This is a genomic window from Paracidovorax konjaci (assembly GCF_900112675.1).
GTDB lineage: Bacteria > Pseudomonadota > Gammaproteobacteria > Burkholderiales > Burkholderiaceae_C > Paracidovorax > Paracidovorax konjaci.
Genome location: NZ_FOMQ01000007.1, coordinates 222,498 through 248,538 on the forward strand (window position 1 = coordinate 222,498; position 26,041 = coordinate 248,538).

The following is a 26,041-nucleotide window of genomic DNA, read 5'->3' on the forward strand; positions in this document are numbered from 1 at the left end:
TGCGCGGACGCCTCAGGCCGGCGGGCCCTCGCCGGGCCAGAGCCGGTAGCCGATGCCGCGTACGGTCTCGATCAGGTCGCCTTGACCGGCCTGCTGCAGCTTGCGGCGCAGCTTGGAGAGATGGGAGTCGATCACGCGGTCCAGGGCATCGCTTTCGGGAAGGCAGTGGTCGATGAGGTGGCTCCGGGAAAAACATCGCCGGGGCTGCGCCGCCAGGCAGGCGAGCAAGCGGTATTCGGTCAGCGTGAGCGGCAGGCCCAGCGCCCTGCCATCGTCGCCATGGACGAACGCCGCGTGCGCTTCCTGGTCGATCTCGATGCGTCCCACCCGGATGGGCGGGGCCGAACGCACGGGTGCCGTGGGCTGCCCCTGAGCGCGCCGCAGCACGGCGCGCACGCGTGCCACCACTTCCGGCGGGCTGAACGGCTTGACCACGTAATCGTCCGCACCCAGCCGCAGGCCCACGAGCTTGTCCACATCGTCTGCGAGCGCCGTCACCATGATGACGGGTGTCTGGCCGTCCTCCCGGATGGCGCGCAGCAGGTCCAGGCCGTCCATGCCGGGCAGATGGATGTCGAGCAGGACCATGTCGGGCTTGATCTGCCGGAAGAGGCGCAGAGCCTCCAGGCCGTCGGAGACGTGGCGCGCGCGCAGTCCGTCGCGCTGGAGATAGGCCGTGAGGATGGTGGCAATGCCCGGTTCGTCCTCGACCACGAGGACGAGGGGGCCTGAGGCCTGCGGTGCGGCGGCGGGAAGGTTCATGGCGTCGGGACGGTGCTGGCCGGAATTATCCACAGGCTCGCCGGCTGCCGGGCAATTCCCCTGCGTCTCCACGAAGCCTCCATATCCCATGCAACGCTGCGCAAGCTTCGGGCGATCCAATGCGCCACAGCCCCTTCCGCCATGGACGGCTTTTCGTCTTTTCACCTGTGACGCCGCGCGTGCCCTTCCTGCCCCCATCTCCGCATCGCCTGCGCTTCGGCCTGCTCGCCGCGGTGCTGGTGGTTCTGGCCGGCTGTACCACGCCGGCCCCCCGCCCGTCCGCAGCCCCGGCACTTCCCGGCGCCTGGACCTCGCCGCAGCCCCAGGGCACCGCCACGCCGGAGTTGCGTGCCTGGTGGACATATTTCCATGATCCGGCCCTCGACGCGCTGGTCGGCGAAGCCCTCGAACGCAATCTCGACCTGGCGATCGCCAACCGCCGGCTGCGCGAGGCCCGGCTGCAGGCCGGTCGCGCGGCGGTGCAATTCCGTCCCTCGTTCAGTGCGGGCGCGCGGACACTGCAGGACATTGCCGCCACGGACACCTACTTCCACGCCAGCATCGACATGGTGTGGGAGCTGGGGCTGTTCGGCGCCGCGGACGGCGTGCGCGAAGCAGCCGAAGCCGATGTGGAGGCCTCCGCCGCAGACCGCCAGGGCACTCGCGTTGCCGTCGTGGCCGACGTGGTACGCAACTATCTGGACCTGCAGGCGGCGCGCCGGCAGCTCCGCCTGATCGACCGGTTGGTGCAGATCGACGACCGCGCCCTGCAACTGGCGGAAGTGCGGCGGCGCACGTCGACCGGCACTGCCGAAGAGACCGCCCAGGCGCGCGTGCGCCGCGCGCAGGCGCTGGCGGCACGCGCCGTTCCCGAAGAGGCCCGCGCCCGTGCCGCCCAGGCCCTGTCGGTGTTGCTGGGCCGCATGGCCCCGGACCCGGCGTGGGGCACCACCGGACCGGGCGAGCCGCCCGCCCTCGCGCCCTTTGCCTTTGCGTCGCTGCCCGCCGACCTGCTGCGCACGCGGCCCGACGTGCAGGCGGCCGAGGCCGACGTGCGCAAGGCCGCCGCCGAACTGGGCCTGGCCCGCTCCGAGCTGTTTCCGCGGATCTCGATCATGGGATCGCTGCTGTATTCGTACAACCTCACGCGCAACCGCCGCACGACCAGCGACAACGCCCCGGCCATCGGCCCCGCGATCGACATCCCGCTGTTCGACTGGGGCCGCCGCCGCATGCAGGTCGATGCACGGCAGGAAGCGCTGGAAGGCGCGTCGCTGGCCTATGAGCGTGCCGTGCGCGGTGCGGTCGCCGAGGCCGAAGGCGCACTGGCCGCCCTGGCGGCGCAGCAAGGCCGTGCGGACGCCCTGGCGCAGGCGCAGCCGGCCCTGGCGGAGCGTGTCCGGGTGGGCCGCATACAGGCCCGCCTCGGCCTGTCCAGCGAATACGACACCCTGACCGCACAGCGTGCGGCATTGCAGGGCGAGGCGGAATGGTCCACCGCGCAGGATGCCCGGTCTCTGGCATTCGTCGCGCTCTACAAGGCGCTGGGGGGAGCGCCGCTGCCCCCGGCGGAAACCGCGGCAGCACCGCCTTCCGAAACGCCTCGGGAGACGCCGTGATCGCGCTGGCCCGCAAGACACTGGTCCATGAGTGGCGCCGCTTCGTGCCCGCGGTGTTCGCGGTGGGGTTCTCGTGCGTGCTGCTCGTCGTACAGGCTGCGCTCGTGCTGGGCATCTTCGGCAGCGCGGCGCTGTATGTGCGGGCGTCGGGTGCGGACCTGTGGGCCGGCTATCCGGGCACGCAGAGCGTGAACTTCGGCCGGGCGATCGGCCGCGACGTGGACCTGCGCCTCGCCATGGACCCCGCTGTCAGCGCCACCGAACCCTACCTCTGGGTGGATGGAGACTGGCGCAGCAGCCGGGCCGGCGGCGGTGGCGTGTCGATCTACCTCTCCGGAATTCGCACCGCACCGGACGGCATGCTGTTCTCGCGCCTGCTCAATGACTGGCAACGTGCGGCACTCAGGGACCCGGGCGCGGTCATCGTGGACCACGAGGACATGGGCACCCTGGGTACGCGGGTGGGCGGTACGGCCTGGATCAACGCACGCCCCGTCCGCGTGGTGGCGGCGGTGGACGGGCTGCGCGGCCTGGGCGGCGTCAACGTGCTGGCCTCGCTCGATACCGCACGCGAGATCGCCGGCGCGGAGGCCGCCGCGGCAGGGCCGACCTACGTCGTCGCCCGGACCCACACGCCCGCACAGGCGGCACAGGCGCAGGCCCGGCTGTCCGCGGGCGCCCCGGGGTTCGGCCCCTTCGAGGTCTGGACGGCGCCCCAGTTCGCGCGCCGCTCCCAGCTCTACTGGCTGCTGGACACGGGCGCGGGCGTGGCCGTACTGTTCATGGTGGGCATCGTGTGCCTCGTCGGCACGGTGGTCACCAGCCAGTCGCTGATGGGCATCGTGGCCGGCTCGGCGCGCGAATATGCCGTGCTCAACGCGCTCGGGGTCAGCCGCCGCGCACTGGGCCGGCTGGTGGTCGAGCAGGCATGCTGGATCGGCGGACTCGGCCTGCTCCTGGGCGCCGCTGCCAGTGCCGCGCTGCTCTGGCTGGCCGGGGTGCAGGGCGTGCCGGTGGCGATGACGCCGGCCATCGCGCTGGCCTGCGCGGCGCTCGTGGCACTCGTTTCGCTGCTTTCGGGCCTTCTGGCCATGCGCGGCCTCATGGCGGCGGACCCTGCACTGCTCCTGCGATGAACGAGACCCCCCTCCCCCGCTCCCGGGCCGCGGAACGCAGCGCGCCCAGCCTGCAGGCCGTGGACCTGCACAAGTCCTTCGTGTCCGGCGTGGTGCAGGTCCCTGTCCTGCGCCAACTGAGCCTGTCCATCCAGCCGGCAGAACTGACGCTCATTTCGGGCCCTTCCGGATGCGGCAAGAGCACGCTGCTGTCGCTGCTGTCCGGCCTGCAGAAGCCGGATGCCGGCCATGCCCTGGCGCTGGGCGAAGACCTGGGCACGCTCGGCCCGCGGGCGCTGGAGCGCTTCAGGCTCCAGCACACGGGGTTCGTTTTCCAGGGCTTCAACCTGTTTCCGGCGCTCACCGCCCTGGAGCAGGTGCAGTTGCCCCTGGGCTACCTGGGCCTGGACGCGCGCGAAAGCGCACGCCGCGCCCGGCAGGCGCTGGACGAGGTGGGCCTGACGCAGCGGGTGCACATGCGCCCGGCCCAGCTCTCGGGCGGCGAGAAGCAGCGCGTCGCCATCGCACGCGCCATCGCCAAGTCGCCGCAACTGCTGTTCGCCGACGAGCCCACCAGCGCGCTGGATGCCGACAGCGGCCAGCGCGTGATCGACATCCTTCACCGCATCGCGCGCATCCATGGCACCACCGTGCTTTGCGTGAGCCACGACCCGCGCCTCGTGCGCCATGCCGACCGCGTGCTCGGCATGGAGGACGGCGCCATCCGCAGCGACTGGCGCCAACCGGACGCCACCACCCCATGAAACGCTTTTCCTTTCCTCTTTCTGCCCCGGTGGCGCGCTGCACCGCCTGCATCGCCCTGGCGTCGCTGGTGCTGGCATGGCTGCCCGGCTGCTCCGAGCACGCGCCACCTCCGGCGGATGCAACCGCAGGCAGCGCCTCTGCCGCCGCAGCGCCTGCCGGCCTGGCCATGGCCCGGGGCCGCATCGAGGTCCAGGGCGGCCTTCTGGAACTCTCTCCCCTGCAGGACGGCGTGGTGGAGACCGTGGCCGTGCATGAGGGCCAGAGCGTGGCGCGGGGACAGGTGCTGCTGCGCCTTTCCTCTGCCGGCATGCAGGCAGAACTGGGCGTGGCGCAGGCGGAGCTGCAACTTGCCGAAGCGCGCCAGCGCGCACGCCTGCAGCACCTGCCTGCACTGCGCCGGAATGCGGCCCGCCTGGCAGAAGCCGCTTCGGCAGGCGCCACGGAACCCCAGCGCGCCGAAGACGCCGCACAGGCGCTGCGCGATGCGGAGGCCGACACTGCCATCGCCCGTGCGGAGGCCGACGTGGCCCGCCAGCGGCTGGCGCAGGTGCGCGCCCAGCAGGCCCGCCTGGAACTGCATGCCCCCGAAGAAGGCACCGTGGTGCGCGTGTCCACCCAGACGGGGCAGCGCCTGCTGGCGTCCGCAGGCGGCCCGGCCGCCGTCACGTTGATGCCCCGCCGGCCGCTCGTGGTGCGGGCCGAAATCAACGAAAGCTACGCGGCTGCGGTACAGCCCGGCATGCGCGCATCCATCACGACCGACGGCGACGCAGCGCCAGCCGCGCTGCCGGCGGCGCGCGTGGTGCGCATCAGCCCCGTGCTCGGCACCGCACGCCTGCAGGACGACGTGCAACGCGGCCCGGTGCGGGTCGTGGAATGCGTGCTCGAGTTCGACCAGGCACCGGATGCGCGCCCCGGCCAGAGCGTGCGCGTGAGCTTTCATCCTTGAACCGAGGAATGCCAGATGAAGACAGCCCCCCTCCTTCCTTCCCAGCCACGGCGCATGCCGGTGTCCCTGGCCATCGTGCCCGCAGCAGCGGCCCACGGCGGCGACTCCGCGTCCGGCTGGATGGTCCAGTGCGATTTCGACGGCACCATCAGCACGGTCGACGTGACCGATTCCTTGCTGCAGCGGTTCGGACAGCCGGGCTGGGAAGCCCTGGAAGACGCGTGGGAACGCGGTGAGATCGGCTCGCGCGAGTGCATGAAGGGCCAGGTCGCCCTGCTGGACATGGACCGCGCCGAACTCGACGCGCACCTGGCATCCATCGAGGTGGACCCGCACTTCGCCGCCTTCGTGCAGGAGGCGCAATCCCGGGGCATGCCGGTGCAGGTGGTCAGCGATGGCATCGACTACGCCATCCAGGCGGTACTGGAGCGCCACGGACTGGGCGCACTGCCCGTCGTCGCCAACCGGCTGGTGCAGGCCGGGCCGCGCCAATGGCGGCTGGAATCGCCCTGGGCCAGCGGCAACTGCTCGCGCGCGAGCGGCAACTGCAAATGCGAACGCCTTGCCGAGCAACGCGCACGCCACGGCCGCGTGCTCTTCGTGGGTGACAGCACCTCCGACTTCTGCGTTTCCGGGCAGGCGGACTTCGTCTTCGCCAAGTACAAGCTCATCGCCCACTGCGAGAGCCAGGGCATCGCCCATGCGCCTTTCACCGATTTCTCGGACACCCTGGAACTGCTGCGCAACCTGGAGGCGCTGGCACCGCGCGCGCTGGAGCTGGCTGCATGAATGCGGCGATCGCCACCCATCGCGCCACGGCGGACACCCATGCCGCCGTCCCTGCCCGTCCGGCCTGCCGGCATGGCACCGACCATGAATACCTGCTCGAAGGGCATGGCCCGCTGGCGCGCACCGGCGTACTGCTGGTCCACGGCCTCACGGGAACACCCAATGAAATGCGCCTGCTGGCCAAGGGGCTGAACCGCGCAGGCTTCACCGTGCTGGCCGTGCAGCTGGCAGGCCATTGCGGCACGCAGGACGATCTCGTCGCCACGCGCTGGCAGGACTGGGCCGCCAGCGTGCGGCGCGGCGCGGACCGGCTGATGCAGCACACCGGGCAGCCGCTGATCGCCTGCGGCCTGTCGATGGGCGCCGTGCTGGCGCTCGCGCTGGCCATCGAGCGGCCCAAGCAGGTGGCCGGTGTGGTGGCGCTCTCGCCCACCTTCCGCTACGACGGCTGGAGCATGCCGGCATATACACGCCTGTCGTTCCTGCTGCCGGTGTTCCGCGCGCTCGGCATCGGGCGGCACAGCGTGTTCATGGAACAGCCGCCCTACGGCATCAAGGACGTGGCGCTGCGCGAGCGCGTGGTGTCGCAGATGCAGTCGGGCGACAGCGCAGCCGCCGGCCTGCCGGGCAACCCCTGGTGGTCGGTGATCGAGATGCGCGCCCTGGCCGCGCACGTGCGGCGCCGCCTGGGCGAGGTGCGCGCGCCTTGCCTCGTGATGCATGCGCGCAAGGACGACATCGCCTCGGCCGGCAACGCCCGCGACATCGTGCGCGGTGTACGCAATGCCCCCGTGGAGCTGGTGCTGCTGGACGACAGCTACCACATGATCACCATCGATCGCGAGCGCCGCACGGTGCTGGCGCGCACGGTGGCCTTCGCCGAGTCGATCGCCCGGCAGAGCTGCGGGGGCACAGCGCCATGACGCCTTCCGCCGACGGCGGCATCACGCCGCTCGTGGCCACGCTCTGGGTGTTGAACATGCTGGTCGACACCGGTGGGCAACTGGCCTTCAAGGCCGCGGCCACCGCCGACCCCCGCGCGGGCAGCGGGCTGGCCCGCTGGATCTGGATGGCGCAGCGCCCCTGGCTGTGGGTCGGCATCGGCTGCTACGTCGCCGAGTTCCTCGTCTGGCTCGCCTTCCTTTCGCTGGTGCCGCTTTCCGACGGGGTGCTGCTGGGCTCGATCAACATCGTGGCCGTGATGGTGGCGGGCCGCTTCCTGTTCCGCGAAAAGCTCTCGCCCATGCGGGTGGCAGGCATCCTGCTGGTGTCGGCCGGCGTGGCCGTGGTCGGCCTGAAGGCCTGATGCCATGAAGAAACGCTTCTATGCCATCGGCTTCCTCGTCCTGATCGCGTTCGACACGCTGGCGCAGATCAGCTTCAAGCTCGCCGGGGAGCATGCGCTGCCGCTGGAGGTCTCCAGCGCCTGGCTGCAGCGGGTGTTCGGCCAACCCTGGATCTATGGCGCCTTCGTGGGCTATGTGGGCGCGTTCTTCACCTGGATGACGCTGCTGGAGCACGCGCCCATCGGCCCGGCGTTCGCCGCATCGCACCTGGAAGTGGTTTCGGTGCTCGCCTTCTCGGCCCTTCTTTTCGGCGAACCCATTGGCTGGCCGCAGATGCTGGGTGCGGCCCTCATCGCCGGCGGTATCGCCTGCCTGGCGCGCAGCGAGGCAGCGGAGCATCCCCCGGCCACCCCGGCCCAGGTCCCGGTGCATGGCGCCTGAAGCGCCACCGACCGCCGGATTGCCGCTGCAATGGGGCGATCTGCGGCCCGGGGGCAGCTCCGACCTGGGCGGCGCACTGGCCCGCTTCCTCGGCATGCCGTCGGTGCAGGTGGAATGCTCCGGCACCGCCGCGCTCGTGGTGGCCCTCACGGCGCTGCGGGAGCATGCCCCGGCACGCGGCGAAATCATCGCGCCCGCCTACACCTGCCCGCTCGTCGCGCTGGCGGCGGCGCACTGCGGCCTGCGCCTGCGCCTGTGCGACCTGCGCCCCGGCAGCCTGGACCTGGACCCCGAAAGACTGGAGGCACTTTGCGGCCCGCGCACGCTGGCCGTGCTGCCCACGCACCTGGCAGGCCGCGTGACCGAAACGCAAAGCGTTCGCTCCATTGCGCGTGCGGCAGGTGCCTGGGTCATCGAAGACGGCGCCCAGGCCCTGGGCGCCCGCGAAGACAACGGCAGCGTCGGCGCGAAGAGCGACATGGTGTTTTTCAGCCTGGCCGTCGGCAAAGGGCTGACGCTGTACGAGGGCGGCGCGCTCGTGGTCGCCGACGCTGACCTGCGCCAGGCCTGCGCGCGGGTGGCCCGCACGCTGGCGCCCTTTCGCTGGGGTTGGGAATTGCGCCGCAGCGTGGAGTTGCTGGGTTATGCCGCACTCTATCGCCCCGCCGGACTGCCGCTGGCCTATGGCCTGCCGCTGCGCCGGGCGCTGGCCCGGGGCGACCGCATCGGGGCCGCCGGGGACGACTTCGACGCCCACATCCCGCTACATCGCGTGGGCCGCTGGCGGCAGGCCGTGGGAACGCGCGCGCTGGCGCGTTTGCCGGCCTGGCTCGCGCAGGGCGAAGCGCGCGCGCGGCACCGCAGGGCCCTGCTGAACCAGCGGGTGCCCGCGCTCGAGACCATCCAGGACAGCGCCACCACCCCGGGCGCACGGGGCACCTGGCCGTCCATCCTGGTGCTCCTGCCCGATGCGGCGGGGCGCGAGGCCGCACTGGCGGCGCTGTGGGGCAAGGGGCTGGGCGTGAGCCTGCCTTTCGCGCATGCCCTGCCCGACTATCCCGGCTATGCACACGCCATCGCCCGGCAGCCCGGCGACGCGTGGCCGCGGGCACGGGACTTCGCCAGCCGCGTCCTCGCGATCAGCAACAGCCCCTGGCTGGACGATGCGGGCTTCGACCGGGTGTGCGACGTGCTGCGCAGCGCCGTGGAGCGCCGCGGCTGAGAAGCCCGCGCACTGGGTGCGTGGCGCGTCAGTCGTCGGCCTCCAGCAGATCCAGCAGCCACATGTTGAAGGCCGCCTGCGCAGCCTGCCAGGCCGGCAGGTCGGCATGCTCCTCGCCGGTCTGCTGGCCGTCGCCCGCGCTGAGCCAGCGCTTCCACGCCGTCGCATACCGGTGGGTCGAGACGTCGCCCGTCACGTCGCTTCCGACGATGTGGCCCCGCAGGCTGCCGATCACGGCTGCGGCATGGCGCGTCTCCAGGCCGCCCTGGTCCCAGTTGGTGCGAACCACGCGCCGGGAAAACACATCCTTGTCGATGCTGAGGTAAGTGGGCGCGGCATCCCGGCCGAGGAAGCGCGCCACTTCTGCGGTCAGCGCATCCAGGTCCGGGAAGCTGCGGAACCGGCCCGCGATGCCGAGCCAGCGGGCCCAGCCGGTGTCCACGCCGCAGCTCCAGTAGGTGAGGCGTCCGGCGCGCAAAGGGCCGAGGTAGTTTTCCCAGGCATGCCCGCCGCCGATGTCGCCCGAAGTGATGCCCACCACATGGACATGCGCCACCTGGGGCAGCATCGCCACGCGCCGCACCCACGATCCGCAATGCACCCCGAACGGAAAGCGCATGTTGTCGGGATGGTTGTCGAGCACCACGATGCGCAGGGGCCGCTCGCGCGAGAAACCGTGCGCGACGATGCAGCGCTCGATCAGCGGCCAGCTCAGGTGATGGAAGTCGCCGCTGCCGAAGAACACGGTGCCGTGCGCGCGAACGGGGGGCATGCCGGCTTCGAGCGCCGTGCGGAATTCGGCCAGGGCGCGCAGGCCGCAGCCGAAGCGCAGCCGCTCCTGCCACGCCTGCGCCAGGGGCAGCCGCACTTCCCCAGGCAAGGGGCCCACCGAGCCATCGAGGTCCAGCACCACGGGGCGGATCTGTGCATCGCTCATGCGTTGCGGCCCTCCACCTGCGCGCGCCAGTGGCTGTCGCTCTCGAAGTGCCCGGCGAACCGCCGGGCCAGTGCGCGCAGCAACGGATTGCGCACGTGCACGGCGTGGCGCGTCCAGGTGAAACGTGCGCCCAGGCTGCGTTTCACTTCCGGGTCGGTCCAGCCCGCGATGTAGTGGGTGAGCCCACGCTCGAGCGCATATTCCAGATTGACCATCCAGCTCACGAAATACAGGTTGACCTCGCGCGCGGCGGGGTAGGACAGGCCGATGTACTTGTCCACGAGGCGGCCACCGTGCTCGTAGCACAGGTTCCAGCCCAGCAGCGCGCCGGATTCGGCGTGCCGGTACTCGAAGGCGATGCCGCCGCTCGTGCCATCGCGCAGCACCGCTGCGAAGAAGCTGCGCGTGAGCCGGTCGAAATGCACTTCGCTCTGCGCATGCACGCCCTCGTAGAGCGCGTAATACGCGTCCACGCGCGCATCGTCGGCAAACGCCTTGCCGGTGGGCACGCGCTCGATGCGCAGCGCCGCGCGGCTGCGCAGCTTGCGCCGGAGGTTGCTGCGGCGGCTGGCGGAAAGGCGCGCCAGGTACCCGTCCACGCCGTTGAAGTCGATGGGCACATAGGCCAGTGCCTGCCCTTCCACCAGCACGAAACCCTCGGCCACGCAGGCCTCGGCCAGGCGCTGGGCGAAGACGTTGTCGGCATCGTCCAGCAGGGGGGAGTCCTGCGGAATGTCCTTCACGATCGCGAGCGCATGGCTGCGGCCCGGCCCCTGGCGCACGGCCGCGGCCAGCGCCGCCGGGGTGATTCCGTCCGCAGGCAAGGGCGCGTATTCGGTCACCGTCGCGCCGATGAAGGCCGTGCGCACGCGCAGCCAGCGGGACCAGCGCGCGAACATCGGCCAGGTCCGCAACCGCGCCTTGAGCGCATCGTCCGCCGTGGTCAGCAGATCGAAGGGCGCCGTGAACGCCGGCGCGGGCAGGCCGTCCAGACAGGCGAACCCCTCCGGCGGATGCACGCGCGCATGCTCCACGAGCGACGGCGGCTCCAGCCGGTTGCGCCAGCGCATGCGGCTCAGCTGCGCTTGGCGCGCGTGAGGAGCTGATCGAGCAGCACCATGGCCTCGTCGATCTCGGCGCGCGAGATCATCAGCGAGGGCGCGAAGGTGATCACGTTCTTGTAATAGCCACCGACGTCCAGCACCAGGCCGCGCTTCTGGCCCTGGTATTCCAGCGTGCCTTCCAGGCCCATGTCCACCATCTTGTCCAGCAACGCGCGGTTGGGCGTGAAGCCGTCGTCCGTGCAGATCTCGGCGCGCAGCGCCAGGCCCAGGCCGTCCACGTCGCCGATTTCCTTGTGGCGCTTCTGCAGGTCGCGCAGGCCTTCGAGGAAGTAGGCACCGCTGTCGCAGACCTGCTTGCCGAAGTCCATCTCGTGCGTCATCTTCATCACTTCCAGGCCCAGGGCCGTGCCCAGCGGGTTGGATGCGAAGGTGCTGTGCGTGGAGCCTGGCGGGAAGATGGTCGGGTTGATGAGTTCCTCGCGCGCCCACAGCCCGGACAGCGCATTGAGGCCGTTGGTCAGTGCCTTGGCGAAGACCAGCACGTCGGGCTGCACGCCGAAGTTCTCGATGGACCACAGCTTGCCGGTGCGCCAGAAACCCATCTGGATTTCATCGACCACCAGCAGCACGCCGTGCTCGTCGAGCACCTTCTTGATGCCCTTGAAATAGTTGGCCGGCGGGATCACGTAGCCGCCCGTCCCCTGGATGGGCTCGATATAGAAGGCCGCGTACTCGCACTGGCGGGTCTTGGGGTCCCACACCGCGTGGTATTCGTTCTCGAACTTGCGCGCGAACTCGCTCACCAGCGAATCGCCGTACTCCTCGGCCGTCATGCCCTTGGGGCGGCGGAACGGGTACGGAAACGGCAGGAACTGCGCACGGTCGCCGAAATGACCGAAGCGGCGGCGGTAGCGGTAGCTCGACGTGATGCTGGAGGCGCCCAGCGTGCGCCCGTGGTAGCCACCCTCGAAGGCGAACATGAGGCTCTTGCCGTTGGTGGCGTTGCGCACCACCTTGAGCGAATCCTCGATGGCCTGTGCGCCGCCCACGTTGAAATGCACCCGGCCCGGGCGCCCCCACTTGGCCTCGGCATCCTGCGCGATGGTCTTGGCCAGCTCGATCTTGGTGGGGTGCAGGTACTGGCTGGCGATCTGCGGCAGCGTGTCGAGCTGCTGCTTGAGCACGTTTTCCAGCCGCTCGTTCTTGTAGCCGAAGTTCACGGCCGAGTACCACATCTGCAGATCGAGGTAGGGCGTGCCCTCCGCGTCCAGCATGTAGCTGCCATCGCAGCCCGTGAAGATCTTCGGCGGGTTCACGTAATGGACGGTGTCGCCGAACGAGCAGTACTTTGCCTCGTCCGCGAGGAGCTGGGCAGCATCGAAGGTCATGGAAGAGAAACTCCGCAAACAGAATGGGGCGGAGTCTGCGCAGCCAACCTTGATCGACTATCGAGCGTTTGTGTGCGATTTGTGCAGATGGTGGAGAACGCGTGCGGATGCGCACCGTGCCTTTGTGGAGCCCCGAGGCGAACCTTTGCTTACAGCATTGCCCGCGACGCCCGATTAGATTCCCGCCCCACAGGGAGGAATCGACATGCTGACCATCGATCCGCAGGGCATGGTGATCCAGGACGCGCGCATCATCGCCCGGCGAGAACCGAAAATCGAGCGAGGCCGGATGGACAAGGTCAACGGCATCGTGGTGCACCAGACCAACACGGCGACGGAAACCGCGGTTTTCAACAGCTACGGTGTTCCGAACGCCAACGGCGCCCATTTCCTGATCGCCAAGGACGGCACGGTCTACCAGACCGCCTCGCTGTTCTTCAAGACGAACCACGTCGGCCGGCTGCGGGCCCGCTGCATCGCCGAGAAGCGCTGTGCGCCCTCGGAGATCGCGCTCAGTTCCAGCACCCGCTATGGCGCCATCCACTCGGCCGAGATGGCCAAGCCCGTGCCGGCCCGCTATCCCTCCAACACCGACAGCATCGGCATAGAAATCGTCGGCGTCGCCGTTCCGCCGCCGCCCGAGCGCATCCCCCGGAATCTCAGCGAGTACCAAAAGCGCCTCTACATCACGGAGCACTCCGTGTACGAGACATTGACCGGACCGCAGCAGCAATCGCTGCAATACCTCATCGACCAACTGACCCAGGCGCTTGCGGTCCCGAAGACGGAGATCCACCGCCACCCCGATGTGAGCTACAAGAACCGGACCGAGGCCTCCACGGCGGCATGGCAATGAGATCCCGCCCAACTGCCCTTCGGACGGCGGCCGCTGCCGCCGCCCTGCTTTTCCCCCCGCTGTGGGGCCATGCCCAGGCCACCGGTGCCGCTGCTCCCGCCCAGGCCATCGGCCCGCTGGGACGCATCGAATTCAAGCGTCCCGTGAAGCCGATTCCCGGAAGCGATGCCGACTGCTCCGGGCTCGTGGTCGATGCGAAGCGCATCCGGCATTTCTGGACGCATGCCGTCGAGAGCACCGCAGACAACTTCCAGCACGGCGCGGACCTCGCGGACTGCGCGGCCCAGGCCGTGCTGCACCTCAAGGCAGGAACGCGAGGAACCCTGCATCTCCATGACGCCACGGGATGGGGCGTCCTCGAATGGAAGGGCCGGACACGCTACTTCTTCTGCGCCTCCTGCGAAGGCATCCTCGGCCGCGACTTCCATGAAAGTCCGCTGAAGTGAAGCAGCCATGCCACGGCTCGCGTTCCACGAGGCTCCTGGCGCTTGTTGCAGCGAGCCTGCTGGGCCTCCAGATAGCTGCACATGCCGAGCTGGCGGGTGCAGTCGTCCCGGCCCCGCTCCCAGCGCCGCACCCCGCAAAGCCGGTTCTCCGGAAGGTCGTGATTCACACCGCCGGCGCCCAGCCTGCCTACGGCAGCGATGCCGATTGCTCCGGAAGGGTGATCGACACAGCGCGCGTCCGCCATTTCTGGAATCGGGCCCAGGAAGGCACAGCGGACGAATACCGGCGCGGCCTTGATCTGCAGGACTGCGAAGCGCAGGCCGAAATCCACTTCCGCTCGGAAAGCGAAGGCCGCCTCTCGCTGGATGACGCCACAGGCTGGGGCGTCCTCGAACAGAACGGCCGGACGCGCTACTTCTTCTGCGCCTCCTGCGAAGGCATCCTCGGCCGCGGTTTTCCGGCACGGGCTGCGAAATGACCGCCCAGGCCTCCCATGCGCTCCGAAGCTCGCAAAGCCACCCAACACTTCGCCCAGGACGGGCGAAGCCTTCCGCCCTTCACCTTCAATAGATCCCCATGAATCTCCGCACGACCCATTGGCTGGGGCTGGCCTCCGCCCTCCTTCTGTTCGCGGCGGGGGTGGGGCTGCTGCAGGCCCGCACGCCCGAAGAACCCACCGCAGACGGCGCGGGCCCCGCGCTGTCTGCGGATGCCCGCCCGCTGTCGGCGGACCTCGTGCAGGCCTTCAACCAGGAGGGCGGCCTGGGCGGATTCGTGCGGCAGGCGCTGGAGCGGCCCGAGGCGGGCGGGGTGTTCTACGCCACGCAGGTGCTGCGCAAGTGCCGCAGTGTGCTGGCGGCAACGCCCGCCACGCCGCCGGGCGATCCGGCGGCCGGGAGCGAATCGCCCCGTGGCGCGGCGCCCGCGGCCGCGGAAACCCTGCGCCAGCGCTGCGCCGGGCTGTCGGAAGACGACATGGCGGACGATCGCATCGCGCGGCACGTGGCCACGGGCCTGCAGCGCAAGGACCCGCTGCTGACCATGGCGGCGCACGCCGGCACCTCCACCTACCAGGACCCGCAGCGCCGCAAGTCGCTGCTGTTCGACATGATGGCGGCCGGCGATCCGCTGCTCGTGCAGGACGTCGCCTCCCGCATCGCGGTCCAGACGGACCCGCGCACCGGCGCGCGCGGCTACCGGTTCGACGGCGCGTTCTATCCGGAGTCAGCGGATGCCAGCGTGGAACTGGCCTTCTACCTGCTGCCCTGCGGGCTGGGGCTGGACTGCACCCGCGCCACCGACTGGGATCTGCTCATCCGCTGCGCCAACGGCTTCGAATGCGCCGCCAGCCGCGAGGACTACGTGGCCACCGCGCTGCGCGGCGACCGCGAAGCCTATGCCCGGGTCAAGGCGCTCTCCGAGCGCATGCTCGAAGCCATCCGGAGCGGACGGGCCAACTCCTTCGTATGACAGGCTGGGCGGCGGCTCCGGCCGCTGCCCGGCCCTGCGTCAGCGCGCCAGCACCGGTGCGATGGCCTGGCCGGTGTGCGTACCCAGCCGCACCACCTCTTCCGGCGACGCGGCCGCGACGATCTGCCCGCCCTCCTTGCCGCCCTCCGGGCCCAGGTCGATGATCCAGTCGGCCTCGGCGATCACGTCGAGGTCGTGCTCGATCACCACGACGCTGTGCCCGCCGTCCACCAGCCGGTGCAGCACGCGGATGAGCTTGTGCACGTCGGCCATGTGCAGGCCCACCGTGGGCTCGTCCAGCACGTAGAGCGTGTGCGGCGCCTTCTGCCCCCGCCGGCCCACCTCGTCGCGCACCTTGGTGAGTTCGGTCACGAGCTTGATGCGCTGCGCCTCGCCACCCGAGAGCGTGGGGCTCGGCTGGCCCAGCGTGAGGTAGCCCAGGCCCACGTCCTTGAGCAGCTGCAGCGGGTGCGCGATGCTCGGCATGCTCGCGAAGAACTCCACCGCCTCGTCCACCTCCATCTGCAGCACGTCGCCGATGCTCTTGCCGCGCCACGTGACGGCGAGCGTCTCGGGGTTGAAGCGCGCGCCGCGGCAGGCCTCGCACGGCACCTTCACGTCGGGCAGGAAGCTCATCTCGATGGTGCGCACGCCCTGGCCTTCGCAGACCGGGCAGCGGCCCTCGCCGGTATTGAAGGAGAAACGCCCGGCCGCATAGCCCCGCGCCTTGGCTTCCAGCGTCTCGGCGAAGAGCTTGCGGATGGTGTCCCAGAAGCCGATGTAGGTGGCCGGGCAGCTGCGCGGGGTCTTGCCGATCGGGGTCTGGTCCACTTCGAGCACGCGGTCGATGGTCTCGAAGCCCGCCAGACCGGTGCAGCCGACGAGCGGCGGCGCCTTGCCGGCATCCATGGCGTCGCGCCCGGCCTTGGTGGAGCGTTGCTGCACCCAGGCCTGCACGTTGGCCAGCAGCACGTCGCGCGCCAGCGTGGACTTGCCCGAGCCGCTCACGCCGGTGACGGCGACGAGGCGGCGCAGCGGCAGCCGTGCCGTGACGTTCCGCAGGTTGTGCAGGCGTGCGCCGCGCACCGTGAGCCAGTGCGCGGGGGCCGCGCCCGCGGATTCGGCCTCTTTTTGGCCGGATGCCGCCGATTCCATTGAATTCTTTGCTACCGAATCAATAGCATCCACTGGCCGGCGCGCCTGCAGCGGGTGGCGCATCGCATGCAGCAGGTAGCGCCCCGTCTGCGAGTCCTCGGCCGCGGCGATGTCTTCCACCGAGCCCTGCGCCACGAGGCGCCCGCCCCGCTTGCCGGCGCTGGGGCCGATGTCGATGATGTGGTCCGCGCGGCGGATCGTGTCCTCGTCGTGCTCCACCACCACCAGCGTGTTGCCCTTGTCGCCGAGCTTGTGCAGGGCATTGAGCAGGATCTGGTTGTCGCGGGCATGCAGGCCGATGGTGGGTTCGTCCAGCACGTAGCAGACGCCCTGCAGGTTGCTGCCGAGCTGCGCGGCCAACCGGATGCGCTGCGCCTCGCCGCCCGAGAGCGTGGGCGCGCCGCGGTCCAGCGTGAGGTACGACAGGCCCACCTCCTCCAGGAATTCGAGCCGGCTGCGGATCTCGGGGATCAGGTCGCGCGCGATGTCGGCCTCGCGCGGCGTCAAGCCACCGGCCGAGAGGGTCTGCACCCAGCGGCGCACGTCGCTCACCGACATCGCCGCGATGTCGGCGATGCCCACGCCCGCGAAACGCACGGCCCGTGCCGTGGCATTGAGGCGCGTGCCCTGGCAGGTGGGGCAGGCGGTGTCGGTCACGTCCTCCGCCTCGGGTTCGGCGAAGGTCTGCTCGCGGCCCCGGTTGTCGTCGGACTGCACGGAGTCGTCGAACACCTTGCGCTGCGCGGCGCTCAGCTTCAAGCCCGTGCCCACGCAGTCGGGACACCACCCGTGCTTGCTGTTGTACGAGAAGAGGCGCGGATCCAGCTCGGCGTAGCTCGTGGCGCAGAGCGGGCAGGCGCGCTTGGTGGAATAGACCTGCAGCCGCCCGATGCCGGCGGTGGCGACGCCCTCCTCCATGGCGCGGCGCAGGTCGCCCAGGTCGCTCATCACGTGGACCACGCCCTTGCCCAGTTCCAGCGCGCGGGCCAGGGCCGTGCGCAGCAGCGCCTCGTTCTCGGGCGCCACGTCGAGGCTCTCGACCGGCAGCTCGATGGTGTGCTCTTTGAAGCGGTCGATGCGCGGGAAGCCCGTGGTGGGCAGGAAGTTGCCGTCCACGCGCAGGTGCGTGTAGCCGCGCGGGCGGGCCCAATCGGCCAGCTCGGTGTAGACGCCCTTGCGGTTCACCACCAGCGGCGCGAGCAGGCCGATGTGCTGGCCCTTGAACTGCGTGAGCAGTTGCGCCGCGATGCTCTCGGGCGTCTGCGGCTGAACGGCCGCGCCGTCGTTCACGCAGTGCTGCACGCCCAGCTTCACGTAGAGCAGGCGCAGGAAGTGCCAGACCTCGGTGGTCGTGCCCACCGTGCTCTTGCGCCCGCCGCGCGAGAGCCGCTGCTCGATCGCCACCGTGGGCGGGATGCCGTACACCGCATCCACTTCGGGTCGGCCCGCCGGCTGCACGATGCTGCGCGCGTAGGCGTTGAGCGATTCGAGGTAGCGGCGCTGGCCTTCGTTGAACAGGATGTCGAAGGCCAGCGTGGACTTGCCCGAGCCCGACACGCCCGTGATCACGTTGAACTTGCCGCGCGGGATGTCCACGCTCAGGTGCTTGAGGTTGTGCTCTTTGGCATTGATGATCTCGATGGCGTTTTTGGGCGCGTGCCGCTGATTTTGCTCGGAAGTTTGCTCCTCTTTTCGTAGCAAAGCAGCCCGCTCGTGCACCGAATGCCCCCCCTCGCCCAGGGTCAGTTCGTAGTCGCGCAGCGCCTCGCCGGTGTGCGACGTGCGGTGCTGGCGCAGGTCCTCGGGCGTGCCCTCGGCCACCACGAGGCCGCCGGCATCGCCGCCTTCGGGGCCCAGGTCGATGAGCCAGTCGCTCGCGCGGATCACGTCGAGGTTGTGCTCGATCACGATCAGCGAATGCCCGGCGTCCAGCAGCTTGCGCAGCGCGCGCATGAGCTTGGCGATGTCGTCGAAGTGCAGGCCCGTGGTCGGTTCGTCGAAGAGGAACAACGTGCCTTTCCTGGCGAGCGGCTGGCGGCTGCTGCTGGCGCTCCTGGCCGCCTCGGCCAGGAAGCCCGCGAGCTTGAGGCGCTGCGCCTCGCCGCCCGAGAGCGTGGGCACGGGCTGGCCGAGCTTCACGTATTCGAGCCCCACATCGACGATGGGCTGCAGCGCACGGATCACGTCGCGGTCCTGCGCGAAGGCGGCGGCGGCCTCGCTCACCGTGAGGTCCAGCACGTCGGCCACGTTGACCGAGCGGCCCGCCCTTTCGATGGTCACTTCCAGGATCTCGGGCCGGTAGCGTTTGCCGTCGCAGTCGGGGCAGCGCAGGTACACGTCGGAGAGGAACTGCATCTCCACGTGCTCGAAGCCCGAGCCGCCGCAGGTCGGGCAGCGCCCGTCGCCGGAGTTGAAGCTGAACTTGGCGGCGGTGTAGCCACGCTGGCGCGCGAGCGGCGCCACGGCGAACAGCTCGCGGATGGCATCCCAGGCGCCCACGTAGCTCACCGGGTTGGAACGCGCCGTCTTGCCGATGGGCGACTGGTCCACGAACACCACGTCGCCCAGTTGCTCTGCGCCCAACAGGCGGTCGTGCGCACCCGGCGATTCGGTGGCCTTGCCGAAATGGCGCATCAGCGCTGGGGCCAGCACGTCCTGGATCAGGGTCGATTTGCCCGAGCCCGACACGCCCGTGACGGTGACCAGGCGCTGCAGCGGGAATTCGACCGAGACGTCCTTCAGGTTGTGCTCTCGCGCGCCTTCGAGGACCAGGCGCGGGGTGGAGGCGGCCACCATGCGCTTCACGCCGGCGCCGATCTGCCGCCGGCCGCCGAGGTACACGCCGGTGAGCGTGTCGGCCCGGCGCAGGTCGGCCGTGGTGCCGTCGAAGACGATCTGCCCGCCGCGCTCGCCGGGGCCGGGCCCCATGTCGATCATGCGGTCGGCCGCGAGCATCACGGCCGGATCGTGCTCGACCACCACCAGCGTGTTGCCGGCATCGCGCAGGCGCAGCATGGCCTCGGTGATGCGGTGCATGTCGCGCGGGTGCAGGCCGATGCTGGGTTCGTCCAGCACGAAGAGCGTGTTCACGAGCGAGGTGCCCAGCGCCGTGGTCAGGTTGATGCGCTGCACCTCGCCGCCCGAGAGCGTGCGGCTCTGGCGGTCCAGCGTGAGGTAGCCGATGCCCACGTCGCACAGGTACTTCAGGCGCGTGGTGATTTCCTCGTGCAGCAGCTTGAGCGCCTGCGCATCGCCGCCCGCGGCCGCGTCGCCCTCCGGCAGCGCCATGCGCCCGAAGAAGCGCCGCAGGCGCTCGATGGGCAGCAGCATCAGGTCGTGCAGCGTGAGGCCCGGCAGCGCCTCCAGCTGCGCACGGCTCCATTGCACGCCTTGCGGCAGGAAGCGCCGGGCGGGCTCCAGCACGGCATCGGCGTCGTCCTTGCTGCCCACGCGCCACAGCAGGCTCTCGGTCTTGAGCCGCGCGCCCGCGCACACCGGGCAGGGCGTGTAGCTGCGGTATTTGGAGAGCAGCACGCGGATGTGCATCTTGTAGGCCTTGCTCTCCAGGTATTCGAAGAACCGCCGGATGCCGTACCACTGCTTGTTCCAGTTGCCGTCCTTGTAGCCGGGCGTGCCGTCGATCACCCAGCGCTTCTGCTCATCGGTCAGCTTGTACCAGGGCGTGTCGCGCGGAATGCCGCCCGCCTCGGCATGGCGCATGAGGTCGTCCTGGGCCTCTTTCCATGCAGGGGTCTGGATGGTCTTGATCGCGCCCGCGCGCAGCGTGAGCCGGTCGTTCGGGATCACGAGGCCGTAGTCCACGCCGATCACGCGCCCGAAGCCGCGGCAGGTCTCGCAGGCCCCCACGGCGGAGTTGAACGAGAACATCGACGGGATCGGGTCGGCGTAGCGCAGATCGCTGTCGGGGCAGTGCAGGCCGGTGGAGAAGCGCCACAGCTCTGGGTCGCCCTCTTCCTGCAGGCGGTACACGTTCAGCCGCCCGGCACCGCGCTTGAGCGCGACCTCGATCGCCTCGACCACGCGCGCGCGCTCGGCATTGCCGAGCCGGAAGCGGTCGGCCACCACGTCCAGGACCTTGACGGTCCCCCCGCTCCCCGCAGGGGCGCTCGCTGGCTTGGAGCGGCCCGGCGCGGCGCCCGTGCGCGGCCCCGCAGGCCTGGCCTCCTCGCGCTCGGCCTGCACCTTCGTGAACCCGCTCGCGGAGAGCCACTGCTCCACCTGCTCGGCGGAGGTATCGGCCGGCAGCTCGACCGGGAAGGTCAGCACCACGCGCGGGTCGCCCGCCTCGGCGCAGCGCCGCTGCAGCTCGGCATAGATGGTGTCCGGCGTGTCGTGGCGCACGGGCTGCGCGGTCTGCCGGTCGAACAGCTGCGCCGCGCGCGCGAACAGCAGCTTCAGGTGGTCGTTGATCTCCGTCATCGTGCCCACGGTCGAGCGCGAGGAGCGCACCGGGTTCGTCTGGTCGATGGCGATGGCGGGCGGCACGCCCTCCACCTTGTCCACGGCCGGCTTGTCCATGCGGTCGAGGAACTGGCGCGCATAGGCGCTGAAGGTTTCGACGTAGCGCCGCTGGCCTTCGGCATAGAGCGTGTCGAACACCAGACTGGACTTGCCGGAGCCGCTGGGGCCCGTGACCACCGTGAGTTCGCCGGTGCGGATGTCTACATCCAGGTTCTTGAGGTTGTGCTGGCGGGCGCCATGGATGCGGATCAGGCCCTGGGTCATCGGGGGGATCTTTCGGTGGGGGAGGCGGGCATTCTAGGAAGAGCCGAAGGCGCGCCGAGGTCGGACGTGGGCTTATCCATATGGGGGGCCCGGCGCCTTTGACAACGGGCAAGGCAACTTCTGTCTGGCGGAAAACCACCACGGCAAGGCCGAACCGCACCGCGGGATCCGCACGGCCGAGGGTTGTTACCCCTTGTCACTTCTGCGTCGATGGGCGATCTTCACGGCGTCTTTGCGGCGCAGCGTGCCCTGGCAAGCGGTGCCGGTGCATGGGTATCGAAACATGCGCGGGGCCGCACCCTCCCCTTTTCCCACCTGACCGCCTCTGGAGATCACGACATGGCACATTCCTGGCACAAAACCGCCGCAGCCCTGGCGCTGACCGCGGCCTCCCTGTGGTCCGCCCCCGCCTGGAGCCAGTTGCTCATCGGGCAGACGGCGGGCTTCAGCGGGCCGGTGGCCGCCGGCGTGCAGGAAACCACCGAGGGGGCCAAGCTCTACCTCCAGGCGGTGAATGCCCGGGGCGGCGTGCACGGCCAGAAGATCGAACTGGTCTCGCTCGACGACAAGTTCGAACCTGCACAGACACTGGCCAATGCGCGCAAGCTCATCGAGGAGCAGAACGTGCTGGCGATGTTCCTGACGCGCGGCACGCCGCACACGGAGGCCATCATTCCCCTGCTGGAGAAATTCGACGTTCCGCTCGTCGGGCCGTCCACGGGCGCGATGGTCCTCCACCGCCCGGTGCGCCGGCAGGTCTTCAACGTCCGCGCCACCTACCAGCGCGAAGCCGAAAAGGCCATCTCCCACCTGGCCTCGATGGGCATCACCCGCATCGCCGTGGTGCTCGCGGACGACAGTTTCGGCAGTGACGGGCTCGCGGGCGCGCTGAAGGGCTTCGACGCCGCCAAGATCAAGCCCGTGCTCCAGGAACGCTTCGAGCGCGCCAAACCCGATTTCTCGGCGATCGCGCCCAAGGTGGTGCAATCGCAGGCCCAGGCCGTACTGATGATCGCGTCGGGCGTGGCCGCGGTGGACGGCTACGCGGCCTTCCGCGCCGCCGGCTCCAGCGCGCAGCTCGTCACGCTCTCCAACAACGCCTCGTCCGGCTTCGCCAAGGCGCTGGGCACGAACGGGCGCGGCGTCATCGTCACGCAGGTGTTCCCCAACGAGCGGGCCACGAACTACCCGCTCGTGCGCGAGGCGCACGAGCTGGCCAAGGCCCAGGGCAAGGAGGTGAGCCCCGCGATGCTGGAAGGCCTGGCCGCCGCCAAGGTACTGGTGGAAGGCCTGCGCCGCGCCGGGCCGAAGCCCACGCGAGAACGCCTGCTGGCGGCCCTGGATGGAATCCAGAAATACGACATCGGCGGCCTCGAAGTCAATTTCAGCCCGGAAGACCATACCGGCCTCGACTTCGCGGACCTGTCCATCATCGGCACCGACGGCAAATTCCGGCGCTGAACCGGGGCCTTCGGCAGCCGCAGGGAATGGCGGCGTGCCGGTGGCGAACCCTCTGCGGCGCGCTGCCCCGCGCGCATGCCTCAGAAAACACGAAGCCCGCATCGAGCGGGCTTCTTTCTTCCAGGGCGCGCTGCCCTCCAGGCGCCGGGCCGGGCGGCAGGCGCCCGCCGCGCGCTGGCGCTGGCGCTGGCTTACCGGGATGCGGCGGCGCTGGCCGGCACCGCGGGAAGGGAGGCAGGCGCTGCGGCCGGTTCAGGTGCATGGATCGCATCGGCGCCGTGCTTTTCGCCACTCATGTCCACCTTGTCTCCAGCTTTCATGATGACGAACAGCGAGAGTGCTGCGAACGCGATAAAGCCCACGACGATCTTCCACATACCTGTCTCCTTGTGCGGTGTTGGGGGAAAAAAGGCTGAAAAAAAGCCCCACAGCCCTGACGGGTTGTGGGGCCGTTCCCGTGGTGGCCACGGAATGGCCACCCCGGATCGTCACGATCAGAAGTTGTGACGGATACCGACTGCCACGGAGCTGAAGTCGTTGCCGGCTGCGCTCGTGAAGTAGTTGATGTTGTTGCCGTTGTTGACCTTGGTGTAGTAGCCGTACACCTTGGTGCGCTTGCTCAGGTTGTAGTTGTAGCCCAGGGTGTACTGGGTCGCTGCCGTACCGGCCAGATCGCCGCCCGGTGCCTTGATCTTGAATGCACGGCCGACGTTCACGTGGAACTCGGAAGCGCCGAGCGTGTAGGCAGCAGCCAGACGCACGTTGTTGAACTTGGCGTCCACGTTCACGTTGTTGAAACGGTCCAGCTTGGCGTGCTGGTAGTAACCACCGAAGGTCCAGGGGCCCAGGGTGTACAGGGCGCGCAGGGCGGCTTGCTGTGCTTCGCCACGCTTCGTGTAGCCAGCACCCAGAGCCAGGGCGCCGACGTTGTAGTTGGCAGCCAGGTCATAGGCGTTCTTGCGGCTCAGGCCGTCAACGCTGGTGTTTTGGTTTTCGTGCAGGCTCACAGCGCCTTCGGCCCAGAAGCCACCGAACTCAGGGGTGCGGTAGCCGACCTTGTTGCTGTCGTTCATCAGGTACTGATAGAACGCGTCGGAAGAGCTGCCCGTGTCGTGGTTGTGCAGGCTCACGTAGTCAGCCGTGGCGTAGTAGGACTCGGCGGTCCAGCGGCCCAGGCGAACCATACCGAAGTTGCCCGACAGGTTCACTTCGCTCTGGCGGGCGAAGTTGATGCCGTTGCCCGTGCCGGTGCCGGCGCCGGTGTCGGAGTTGAAACCGCTTTCCAGTTGGAAACCAGCCTTCAGGCCACCGCCCAGGTCTTCCACGCCCTTGAAGCCGAAACGGGAAGCGTTGTTGAACAGACCCGTGGTCTTCACGTTGCCGTCTTCTTGACGCTCGACGGTGGTGTTCACGCGGCCATACAGCGTGACGCTGCTTTGGGCGAAGGCGGCGGTGCTGCCCAGGAGAGCCAGCACAGCCAGTGCCAGACGATTGGTCTTTTGCATTTGATTCCTCGGATATTTGTTCGACAGGTGGGGTAGGGCACCGCGCTGGCTCGTGGCAACAGAATGCAAGTGCAACTACTCATCAAATTCTAGGTGTAACAACCTCGCTACCACGGTTGAAAGTCGTCTTCATAACGAACCTGATGTTTAGCCGCCACACTTTGGTGTTTTTTTCCCACACTTGCCGGGGCCCGGAACCCTGGATGACTACGGGTTTTCCCTCGATACCTCCTGGGGTGCAGCGCCCTCCCCCGCGCTGCCGCCCCCCAGGAAAAGCCAGCTTTCAGTCGTTGGCGTAGATGTCCACGTCCTTGGTTTCCCGGATGAACAGCGTGCCGATCACCGCCGTGGCGCCCGCGATGATGATCGGGTACCAGAGGCCGTTGTACATGTTGCCGGTCTGCGCCACGATCGCGAACGACATGGTCGGCAGCAGCCCGCCGAACCAGCCGTTGCCGATGTGGTACGGCAGGCTCATCGATGTGTAACGGATGCGGGTCGGGAACATTTCCACCAGCATCGCGGCGATGGGGCCGTAGACCATGGTCACCAGGAGCACGAGGTACGTCAGGATGACGACCATCATCACCTTGTTCATCTTGGCGGGATCGGCCTTGGCGGGGTAGCCGTCGGCCTTCAGCGTATCGGCCACGGCCTTCTTGAAGGCGGCGTCCTTGGCCTTGGCTTCGTCGGCCGGGATGCCCTTGGCGGTGTAGCTCGGGATCACGGTCTGGCCAATCTTGATCACGGCGGGCGTTCCGGCCGGGGCCACCTCGTTGTCATAGCTCACCGAGCTGGCGGCCAGCACCTGCTTGGCGACGTCGCACGAGCTGGTGAACTTGGCCGTGCCGGTGGGGTTGAACTGGAACGAGCACTCGGCCGGATCGGCCACGATCACCACCTTGTTCTTGGCCTGCGCGGCGGCCAGGTCGGGGTTGGCGGCCTCGGTCAGCGCCTTGAACGCCGGGAAGTAGGTCAGCACGGCCAGGACGCAGCCCAGCATGATGATGGGCTTGCGGCCGACCTTGTCCGACAGCGAGCCGAACACCACGAAGAAGGGCGTGCCGATCAGCAGCGCGGCAGCGATCATCAGGTTGGCCGTGACGGCGTCCACCTTGAGCTGCTGCGTGAGGAAGAAGAGCGCGTAGAACTGGCCCGTGTACCAGACCACGGCCTGCCCGGCGGTGAGGCCGATCAGCGCCAGGATCACGATCTTCAGGTTCTTCCACTCGCCGAACGATTCGGCCAGCGGTGCCTTGGAGGTCTTGCCTTCGGCCTTCATGCGCTGGAAGGCGGGGGACTCGGACAGCGACAACCGGATCCACACCGAGATGCCCAGCAGCAGGATGGACACCAGGAAAGGAATCCGCCAGCCCCAGTCGCCGAAGGCCTGCTCGCCCATCGCCGTGCGGGTGCCCAGGATGACCAGCAGCGACAGGAAGAGCCCCAGCGTCGCCGTGGTCTGGATCCACGACGTGTAGGCACCGCGCTTGCCGTGCGGCGCATGCTCGGCCACATAGGTGGCAGCGCCGCCGTACTCGCCGCCCAGGGCCAGGCCCTGGAGCATGCGCAGCGCGATCAGGATCACCGGCGCCGCCACGCCGATGCTGGCGTAGGTCGGCAGGATGCCCACGATGAAGGTGGACAGGCCCATGATCAGGATGGTGACCAGGAAGGTGTACTTGCGGCCGATCATGTCGCCCAGCCGCCCGAACACCAGCGCGCCGAAGGGCCGCACGATGAAGCCCGCCGCGAAGGCCAGCAGCGCGAAGATGAAGGCCGAGCCCGCATCCAGCCCGCTGAAGAACTGCTTGGCGATGATGGCCGCGAGCGAGCCGTACAGGTAGAAGTCGTACCACTCGAACACGGTTCCGAGCGACGACGCGAAGATGACTTTTCTCTCTTCCGGCGACATGGGCCGGGGGGCAACATTGGTAGCCATGGTGCTTGTCTCCATGAGGTGGGCGTTGCGACTGCTTCCGCGCGTCCCTCCGGGGCGCTGCGTGCAACCTGGGCCGCACTATCGAGCCCCCATCTGACCGAAGTCTGACAAGCAACCGGCCT

General features: G+C 69.2%; 22 protein-coding genes. 14 read left to right on the forward strand and 8 right to left on the reverse strand.

Annotated elements, in window-relative coordinates:
* Positions 1 to 12: 12 nt before the first annotated feature.
* A complete protein-coding gene (locus BM144_RS13020) occupies positions 13 to 762 on the reverse strand; it encodes a response regulator (RefSeq protein ID WP_092952882.1) in 750 nt (249 codons plus the stop codon).
* A gap of 119 nt (positions 763 to 881) precedes the next feature.
* Here BM144_RS13020 and BM144_RS13025 point away from each other — a divergent pair, with 119 nt between their 5' ends.
* The 9 genes from BM144_RS13025 to BM144_RS13065 are packed head-to-tail and all read left to right on the forward strand — an operon-like array spanning position 882 to position 8,948.
* A complete protein-coding gene (locus BM144_RS13025; RefSeq protein WP_092952884.1) occupies positions 882 to 2,381 on the forward strand; it encodes an efflux transporter outer membrane subunit in 1,500 nt (499 codons plus the stop codon).
* Entirely contained in the window at positions 2,378 to 3,517 is a 1,140-nt protein-coding gene (locus tag BM144_RS13030) for an ABC transporter permease (RefSeq protein WP_092952886.1), read from the forward strand. The genes BM144_RS13025 and BM144_RS13030 overlap by 4 nt, the downstream gene beginning before the upstream one ends.
* Positions 3,514 to 4,260 carry an ABC transporter ATP-binding protein gene (locus tag BM144_RS13035; RefSeq protein WP_092952888.1) on the forward strand — a complete coding sequence of 249 codons (747 nt, stop codon included), beginning with the start codon at positions 3,514 to 3,516 and terminating at the stop codon, positions 4,258 to 4,260. Before BM144_RS13030 ends, BM144_RS13035 begins: the two co-directional genes overlap by 4 nt.
* Complete coding sequence (locus BM144_RS13040) at positions 4,257 to 5,210, forward strand: HlyD family secretion protein (RefSeq protein ID WP_092952890.1); 954 nt, start codon at positions 4,257 to 4,259, stop codon at positions 5,208 to 5,210. Before BM144_RS13035 ends, BM144_RS13040 begins: the two co-directional genes overlap by 4 nt.
* 54 nt (positions 5,211 to 5,264) lie before the next feature.
* On the forward strand, positions 5,265 to 5,999 hold the full coding sequence (locus tag BM144_RS13045; RefSeq protein ID WP_092952892.1) for an MtnX-like HAD-IB family phosphatase: 735 nt from the start codon (positions 5,265 to 5,267) through the stop codon (positions 5,997 to 5,999).
* Positions 5,996 to 6,922, forward strand: coding sequence for an alpha/beta hydrolase (locus BM144_RS13050; RefSeq protein ID WP_092952894.1), 927 nt, complete (start codon positions 5,996 to 5,998; stop codon positions 6,920 to 6,922). Before BM144_RS13045 ends, BM144_RS13050 begins: the two co-directional genes overlap by 4 nt.
* Positions 6,919 to 7,305: a DMT family transporter gene (locus BM144_RS13055; RefSeq protein ID WP_092952896.1), complete on the forward strand. Its 387-nt coding sequence runs from the start codon at positions 6,919 to 6,921 to the stop codon at positions 7,303 to 7,305. Before BM144_RS13050 ends, BM144_RS13055 begins: the two co-directional genes overlap by 4 nt.
* Positions 7,306 to 7,309: 4 nt before the next feature.
* On the forward strand, positions 7,310 to 7,726 hold the full coding sequence (locus BM144_RS13060; RefSeq protein WP_092952898.1) for a DMT family transporter: 417 nt from the start codon (positions 7,310 to 7,312) through the stop codon (positions 7,724 to 7,726).
* The gene (locus BM144_RS13065; RefSeq protein ID WP_092952900.1) at positions 7,716 to 8,948 is read left to right on the forward strand and encodes a DegT/DnrJ/EryC1/StrS family aminotransferase; all 1,233 of its coding nucleotides are present in this window, start codon (positions 7,716 to 7,718) and stop codon (positions 8,946 to 8,948) included. The genes BM144_RS13060 and BM144_RS13065 overlap by 11 nt, the downstream gene beginning before the upstream one ends.
* A 28-nt stretch (positions 8,949 to 8,976) precedes the next feature.
* Here the strand turns inward: BM144_RS13065 and BM144_RS13070 are convergent, their stop codons facing one another.
* Genes BM144_RS13070 through BM144_RS13080 form a run of 3 tightly spaced genes read right to left on the reverse strand, consistent with a single transcriptional unit; the run spans position 8,977 to position 12,337 of the window.
* Positions 8,977 to 9,885 carry an arginase family protein gene (locus tag BM144_RS13070; protein ID WP_092952902.1) on the reverse strand — a complete coding sequence of 303 codons (909 nt, stop codon included), beginning with the start codon at positions 9,883 to 9,885 and terminating at the stop codon, positions 8,977 to 8,979.
* Entirely contained in the window at positions 9,882 to 10,955 is a 1,074-nt protein-coding gene (locus BM144_RS13075) for a GNAT family N-acetyltransferase (RefSeq protein ID WP_092952904.1), read from the reverse strand. Before BM144_RS13075 ends, BM144_RS13070 begins: the two co-directional genes overlap by 4 nt.
* A 5-nt stretch (positions 10,956 to 10,960) precedes the next feature.
* A complete protein-coding gene (locus BM144_RS13080) occupies positions 10,961 to 12,337 on the reverse strand; it encodes an aspartate aminotransferase family protein (RefSeq protein WP_092952906.1) in 1,377 nt (458 codons plus the stop codon).
* Between the two features lie 205 nt (positions 12,338 to 12,542).
* Here BM144_RS13080 and BM144_RS13085 point away from each other — a divergent pair, with 205 nt between their 5' ends.
* From BM144_RS13085 to BM144_RS13100, 4 genes are all read left to right on the forward strand, one after another.
* Positions 12,543 to 13,193 carry a peptidoglycan recognition protein family protein gene (locus tag BM144_RS13085; RefSeq protein WP_092952908.1) on the forward strand — a complete coding sequence of 217 codons (651 nt, stop codon included), beginning with the start codon at positions 12,543 to 12,545 and terminating at the stop codon, positions 13,191 to 13,193.
* Positions 13,190 to 13,639 carry a hypothetical protein gene (locus BM144_RS13090; protein WP_245783649.1) on the forward strand — a complete coding sequence of 150 codons (450 nt, stop codon included), beginning with the start codon at positions 13,190 to 13,192 and terminating at the stop codon, positions 13,637 to 13,639. Before BM144_RS13085 ends, BM144_RS13090 begins: the two co-directional genes overlap by 4 nt.
* Positions 13,640 to 13,797: 158 nt before the next feature.
* Entirely contained in the window at positions 13,798 to 14,118 is a 321-nt protein-coding gene (locus tag BM144_RS13095) for a hypothetical protein (protein ID WP_245783650.1), read from the forward strand.
* Positions 14,119 to 14,216: 98 nt separating this feature from the next.
* Positions 14,217 to 15,110 (forward strand): hypothetical protein, encoded by an 894-nt coding sequence (locus BM144_RS13100; RefSeq protein ID WP_092952910.1) that lies wholly within the window; start codon positions 14,217 to 14,219, stop codon positions 15,108 to 15,110.
* A gap of 39 nt (positions 15,111 to 15,149) precedes the next feature.
* On the opposite strand, the gene uvrA is transcribed toward BM144_RS13100, so the two are convergent.
* Entirely contained in the window at positions 15,150 to 21,011 is a 5,862-nt protein-coding gene (gene uvrA / locus BM144_RS13105; protein WP_092952912.1) for an excinuclease ABC subunit UvrA, read from the reverse strand.
* A 339-nt stretch (positions 21,012 to 21,350) separates the two neighbouring features.
* Here uvrA and BM144_RS13110 point away from each other — a divergent pair, with 339 nt between their 5' ends.
* A complete protein-coding gene (locus BM144_RS13110) occupies positions 21,351 to 22,472 on the forward strand; it encodes an ABC transporter substrate-binding protein (RefSeq protein WP_092952914.1) in 1,122 nt (373 codons plus the stop codon).
* Positions 22,473 to 22,663: 191 nt separating this feature from the next.
* On the opposite strand, the gene BM144_RS13115 is transcribed toward BM144_RS13110, so the two are convergent.
* From BM144_RS13115 to BM144_RS13125, 3 genes are all read right to left on the reverse strand, one after another.
* Positions 22,664 to 22,849: a hypothetical protein gene (locus BM144_RS13115; RefSeq protein WP_092952916.1), complete on the reverse strand. Its 186-nt coding sequence runs from the start codon at positions 22,847 to 22,849 to the stop codon at positions 22,664 to 22,666.
* A 117-nt stretch (positions 22,850 to 22,966) separates the two neighbouring features.
* On the reverse strand, positions 22,967 to 23,977 hold the full coding sequence (locus tag BM144_RS13120) for a porin (RefSeq protein ID WP_092952918.1): 1,011 nt from the start codon (positions 23,975 to 23,977) through the stop codon (positions 22,967 to 22,969).
* A 283-nt stretch (positions 23,978 to 24,260) separates the two neighbouring features.
* A complete protein-coding gene (locus BM144_RS13125; RefSeq protein WP_092952920.1) occupies positions 24,261 to 25,919 on the reverse strand; it encodes an MFS transporter in 1,659 nt (552 codons plus the stop codon).
* Positions 25,920 to 26,041 lie beyond the last annotated feature (122 nt).

Bases quoted from the DNA above. Each gene is read 5' to 3' on its own strand.
- BM144_RS13060 (WP_092952898.1), top strand. From the start codon at position 7,310: ATGAAGAAACGCTTCTATGCCATCGGCTTCCTCGTCCTGATCGCGTTC.
- BM144_RS13035 (WP_092952888.1), top strand. From the start codon at position 3,514: ATGAACGAGACCCCCCTCCCCCGCTCCCGGGCCGCGGAACGCAGCGCG.
- uvrA (WP_092952912.1), bottom strand. From the start codon at position 21,011: ATGACCCAGGGCCTGATCCGCATCCATGGCGCCCGCCAGCACAACCTC.
- BM144_RS13020 (WP_092952882.1), bottom strand. From the start codon at position 762: ATGAACCTTCCCGCCGCCGCACCGCAGGCCTCAGGCCCCCTCGTCCTC.
- BM144_RS13075 (WP_092952904.1), bottom strand. From the start codon at position 10,955: ATGCGCTGGCGCAACCGGCTGGAGCCGCCGTCGCTCGTGGAGCATGCG.
- BM144_RS13125 (WP_092952920.1), bottom strand. From the start codon at position 25,919: ATGGCTACCAATGTTGCCCCCCGGCCCATGTCGCCGGAAGAGAGAAAA.
- BM144_RS13065 (WP_092952900.1), top strand. From the start codon at position 7,716: ATGGCGCCTGAAGCGCCACCGACCGCCGGATTGCCGCTGCAATGGGGC.
- BM144_RS13045 (WP_092952892.1), top strand. From the start codon at position 5,265: ATGCCGGTGTCCCTGGCCATCGTGCCCGCAGCAGCGGCCCACGGCGGC.
- BM144_RS13040 (WP_092952890.1), top strand. From the start codon at position 4,257: ATGAAACGCTTTTCCTTTCCTCTTTCTGCCCCGGTGGCGCGCTGCACC.
- BM144_RS13090 (WP_245783649.1), top strand. From the start codon at position 13,190: ATGAGATCCCGCCCAACTGCCCTTCGGACGGCGGCCGCTGCCGCCGCC.
- BM144_RS13115 (WP_092952916.1), bottom strand. From the start codon at position 22,849: ATGTGGAAGATCGTCGTGGGCTTTATCGCGTTCGCAGCACTCTCGCTG.
- BM144_RS13070 (WP_092952902.1), bottom strand. From the start codon at position 9,885: ATGAGCGATGCACAGATCCGCCCCGTGGTGCTGGACCTCGATGGCTCG.
- BM144_RS13120 (WP_092952918.1), bottom strand. From the start codon at position 23,977: ATGCAAAAGACCAATCGTCTGGCACTGGCTGTGCTGGCTCTCCTGGGC.
- BM144_RS13055 (WP_092952896.1), top strand. From the start codon at position 6,919: ATGACGCCTTCCGCCGACGGCGGCATCACGCCGCTCGTGGCCACGCTC.
- BM144_RS13110 (WP_092952914.1), top strand. From the start codon at position 21,351: ATGGCACATTCCTGGCACAAAACCGCCGCAGCCCTGGCGCTGACCGCG.
- BM144_RS13100 (WP_092952910.1), top strand. From the start codon at position 14,217: ATGAATCTCCGCACGACCCATTGGCTGGGGCTGGCCTCCGCCCTCCTT.
- BM144_RS13025 (WP_092952884.1), top strand. From the start codon at position 882: ATGCGCCACAGCCCCTTCCGCCATGGACGGCTTTTCGTCTTTTCACCT.
- BM144_RS13050 (WP_092952894.1), top strand. From the start codon at position 5,996: ATGAATGCGGCGATCGCCACCCATCGCGCCACGGCGGACACCCATGCC.
- BM144_RS13080 (WP_092952906.1), bottom strand. From the start codon at position 12,337: ATGACCTTCGATGCTGCCCAGCTCCTCGCGGACGAGGCAAAGTACTGC.
- BM144_RS13085 (WP_092952908.1), top strand. From the start codon at position 12,543: ATGCTGACCATCGATCCGCAGGGCATGGTGATCCAGGACGCGCGCATC.